This is a genomic window from Brachybacterium sp. AOP25-B2-12, assembly GCF_052378625.1.
Classification (GTDB): Bacteria; Actinomycetota; Actinomycetes; order Actinomycetales; family Dermabacteraceae; genus Brachybacterium.
In genome coordinates this window covers 1-4,523 of the sequence record NZ_JBQSXW010000040.1, presented here as the reverse complement: position 1 = coordinate 4,523, position 4,523 = coordinate 1, and the positions used below count along the sequence as shown (strand labels likewise).

Genomic DNA, 4,523 nt, shown 5'->3' with positions numbered 1-4,523 from the left:
CATGGTGTCTGGCTTCGTCTGGGTTGCATCGCCAGCGTTCATGAGGAGGTAGGCCCAGGACTGCGAGCCGAGTCCTTTGACAGAACGCCAGGCTTTCTCGGCCGCGCTGTCCTTGGTGGCGGCAAGGAGCTGACCGGTCGTGGTGATACCGAGGTCAGCGAGTCGAGAGAGCGCGTCGTAGACAGCTTCGGATCGCAGGCGGTTGGTCTTTGGGAAGACTTTCTTGCTCTCGAGGACCTCGAGTGAGAACGGTCGGGGGCCTCCTGCCGAGTCCATTGCGGCCAGAAGGTCGGTGCCGGAGTCCTTGCGGGGGTCGGCGCCGGCGGCGATGCGGTGCTCACGGTAGCGGCGCAGAACCTTCCGCACGGACGCAGACTTGGTTTGGAGTGAGTACGCGGAGTTCAAGGCGCAGAGGGCCAGGGAGTCACGCATCTCTACCGGTGAACCCCAGGTCGATGGATCGCCGAGATCGCGATGGATTGCCGCACGCACCTGGTCGAGCGCCACGTCTATTGTCATGGGCAGACCATAACGGGTCGCACAGACACACGTTTGAGCTGCCTTGTCCCGGTGCCCTGCGATGATGTGCGGCATGAGCCAAAAGCCCCTCGTGCTGTCTGATATCCGTTCTCGTGCAGGGGCGTTCGTGGCGCAGTGGCGCGATGCGGAGGGCTATGAGCGGGGTGAGGCGCAGAGCTTCGTGCGGGACCTCTTGCAGGTCTTCGGGATCACCCGGTCCACCGCCGCCGTGTATGAGAAGCGTGCCCAGCGAGCCTCGACGGGGCACCGCGGGTACATCGACGCGCTGATCTCCGGGACGGCGTTGATCGAGATGAAGTCCGCCGGTGAGGACCTGGCGAAGGCTGAGTCGCAGGCGTTGGACTACATCGAATCGCTCACGGTCCACGAGCGTCCGGACTATGTCATCACCAGCGACTTCCGGGCCTTCCGGCTGCTGGACCTCACCGCCGAGGGTGGGGACGGGGTCATCGAGTTCGGGCTCGAGGATCTCCCGGCGCATGTCGAGGATCTGATGTTCCTCGCGGGCTACCGGCGGGCGAAGTTCGGGTCCGCCGACCAGGAAGCGGCGTCGATCAAGGCGGCGCAGCTGATGGCCAAGCTGTACGAGCATCTCGAGGCGACGGGGTATGACGACCATCAGGCGTCGATCTTCTTGATCCGCACCCTGTTCTGCCTGTACGCGGACGATGCGGGGCTGTGGGAGCGGGATCTGTTCTCCCGGTACATCGAGGAACGCACGAGCGAGGACGGCTCGGACCTCGGGTCGCAGCTGGCGACGCTCTACCAGGCACTGAACAAGCCTGAGGACAAACGGTACGGGCGCGATGACGACCTGATCCAGGCCTTCCCCTACGTCAACGGCTCCGTGTTCGGCGAGGCTGTTGAGATCCCCTACTTCGATCGGGCTGCCCGGGACCTGCTGCTGCAGGCGGCGTACTTCAACTGGTCCAGCATCTCCCCGGCGATCTTCGGGTCCCTGTTCCAGGCTGTGAAGGACAAGAAGGCCAGGCGTGCCCTGGGTGAGCACTACACGACCGAGACGAACATCCTCAAGCTTATCCGTCCCCTGTTCCTCGACGAGCTCGAGGAACAGTTCACGAAGGCGTATGCGAAGAAGAGGGAGCTGGAGAAGCTGCTCGAGCACCTCGGGTCCCTGACGTTCCTTGATCCCGCGTGCGGGTGTGGGAACTTCCTGATCATCGCTTACCGGGAACTCCGGGCCTTGGAGCTGCGGATCCATGAGCGTCTGCAGCAGCTCGACCCGTCCCGGGCGCAGCTGTCGTTGGACGCGGGCGATCGTGTCCACGTGAAGCTGTCGCAGTTTTATGGGATCGAGCTCGAGGAGTGGCCGGCCACCATCGCTAGGACGGCGATGTTCCTCGTCGAGCACCAGGCCAACCAGGCCGTGAACCTCACCCTTGGCTACGCCGTCCCGATGCTGCCGCTACAGGACTCCGCACGGATCACCGTCGGTAACGCCCTGCGGACCAACTGGACCGACGTCCTCACGCCCGGCCGGGATGTCACTGTGATGGGGAATCCGCCATTTCTAGGCCACGCCACCCGCACACCCGAGCAGGCTCAGGAACTTCGAGACGTGTGGCAGCGCCAAGACATCGGCCGCTTGGACTACGTCACCGGCTGGTACAAGAAGGCGATCGACTTCTTCGGTCCCGAGGCAGGGCGCTTCGCCTTCGTTTCAACGAACTCGATCGCTCAAGGAGAACCTGTCCCGGCGCTCTTCGGGCCGATCTTCGATGCTGGCTGGCGGATCCGCTTTGCCCACCGCACCTTCGCCTGGTCAAGCGAAGCCCCGGGCGCCGCTGCCGTGCACTGCACCATCGTCGGCTTCGATCGAGAGAAGAAGCCGACACCGAGGCTATTCAGCTACGAGACGGTGAAGGGTGAACCTGTCGAGGTCTCCGCCCGAGCAGTGAATGGCTACCTTGTGGACGGACCGAACGTGCTGGTCGAGCAGGTTCGCGCGCCGTTGAGCTCCCAGCTGCCGCCAGCATCGATGGGAAGCATGCCGCGAGATGGCGGACACCTCATCATCGGGCCAGACGACTACCACGTCGTCATGGCTGATCCAGTCGCCGCGAAGTACGTCCGCCGGTTTGTCATGGGCAAGGAACTCATCCATGATCTCCCGCGCTGGTGCTTGTGGATGGAGGATCTCGATCCCGCCGATGTGAAGCGCTCTCAGGTGCTCCGTGAGCGTCTCGCTGACGTCAAAACGTTCCGTGAAGCCAGCTCGGCAGCATCGACCCGCGCCATGGCAGCCACCGCACACCTCTTCGGACAGAGGTCGCAGCCGGCGGACGAGTACTTAGGGATCCCGAAGATATTCAGTGAGTCGCGATTTTGGGTGACCGCAGCCCGCCTGCCCCCCGAAGTCATTGCTGGCGACAAGGTCTACAAGTGCGAGGACCCGGACGGTCTCGCGTTCGCCGCGATCAGCAGCTCCATGTTCATCACCTGGCAGAAGACCGTCGGCGGGCGTATCAAGAGCGATCCCGCGTTCTCGAACACGCTGACATGGAACAGCTTTCCTCTGCCGACTTTGTCCGAGAAGCAGAAGGAGAAGGTGATTGGTGGCGGGCAGGCCGTGCTCGAAGCCCGCGCACTCCACCCGGAGCGATCCCTTGCCCAGCACTACACCCCACTGGCAATGGATCCTGCCTTGCTCAAGGCGCACCGCGTCTTGGACACAGCGGTGGACAGGGCGTTCGGAGCCCAGCGCTTGTGCAGTTCTATACAAGAGCGCCAGCAGATCCTTTTCCAACGCTACGCCGACCTCGCCGGCAACAAGCAGTCCTGACCGTCGATCACTCCTGGAGGCCATCGTGATGCAGCACTACCTAGGACCAGGACGCCCTTTGACCGCCCTCGACACCTGGGACAAGGTTCTCGCCGCGGCCGAGGGTGGACTGCTCGGGGAGAACCAGTGGTGCGAACTCAAGGAGCAGATGTCGCCTTCTAACAAACAAACCAATCGGGAGTTGGCTCGAGACCTGGCCTCCCTGAGCGTCTACGGCGGCGTCCTGATCTATGGGGTCCGTGACCAGGACTATGAGGTCGTGGGGTGCGAGACCGAGAGTCTGCCGGACCGGATCTCTCAGGTCGCCGCGACGGGGATTACCCCTCCGCTGACCCCACTGGTCCTCGACCCCATCAAAGGGCCGGGCGAAAAGAACCTTCTGGTCGTGGCCGTGGCGCCATCCCCTCTTGCTCCCCACATGGTCGATGAGAGGTACTACGGACGCTCCTCCAATGGGAAACGTGTCTTGTCAGACCCAGAAGTGCGCGACCTCATGCGCAACCGGGACCAACGCATGCAGGGATTCGTCGAGCGTCTTCTGGAGCTCGCACTGTATGACCCCATCAACGAGCTCGTCGCGGGAGCCCCCACCGGAAATGGGCACGCTTTTTTCCGTGCGGAGCCCTGCACGCCGGTGCCCTTCGATGGCATCAGCGCGAACCCCCTCAGGCACTGGCTCCACAACCTACGGACGGGGCAAGATCGTGGGATTGGTCTCCTTGCAGACTGCAGCGTAGGCGGCAATGACCCCGAAGGAGTGAGTCTCCGCAACTTCGCTGGGAACAACGATGCTTCTCCTGACTACGAGCGGAATTTGGCTAGCTTGAGTGTCCACGATGGCTTCACGATCACGGCTGCCAGTGGTGGTGCAACCATGAAGGGCTCCCAAGAGCCCGGAGAACCTATCAGGGCGCTCACGGCCACAATGGGCATATTCGCGGGACAGTTCTTGGAGACCGTTCAGAAGCTCTCGCACGCCTACGGTTATCAAGGAGAGTGGCGCATCGGAATCCACATGATCAACCTCCGCGGGGCGACCATGCTGGACTCCTGGATCGGGAGTAGTTCCCAGGCTTTCCCCCAAGACACCGTGACTCACACCCTGACCGTCAGGCCTGCATCATGGGAAGACCCAGATCGGGAGATTCAGGAAACAACCATGAAGCTACTGACGAAGTAC

Annotated in this window: 3 protein-coding genes; 2 read left to right on the top strand and 1 reads right to left on the bottom strand. The window is 62.8% G+C overall.

What is annotated here, in order from left to right; genetic code table 11:
- Positions 1-519, bottom strand: a 519-nt coding sequence (locus tag ACT3TZ_RS14880) for a hypothetical protein (RefSeq protein ID WP_444584199.1), incomplete at its 3' end; no start/stop codon positions are given.
- Positions 520-592: 73 nt separating this feature from the next.
- Between ACT3TZ_RS14880 and ACT3TZ_RS14875 the strand changes: the two genes are divergently transcribed.
- Positions 593-3,343: a DNA methyltransferase gene (locus ACT3TZ_RS14875; RefSeq protein ID WP_444584198.1), complete on the top strand. Its 2,751-nt coding sequence runs from the start codon at positions 593-595 to the stop codon at positions 3,341-3,343.
- A 58-nt stretch (positions 3,344-3,401) separates the two neighbouring features.
- On the top strand, positions 3,402-4,523 hold a 1,122-nt coding region (locus tag ACT3TZ_RS14870; protein ID WP_444584197.1), incomplete at its 3' end, for an AlbA family DNA-binding domain-containing protein.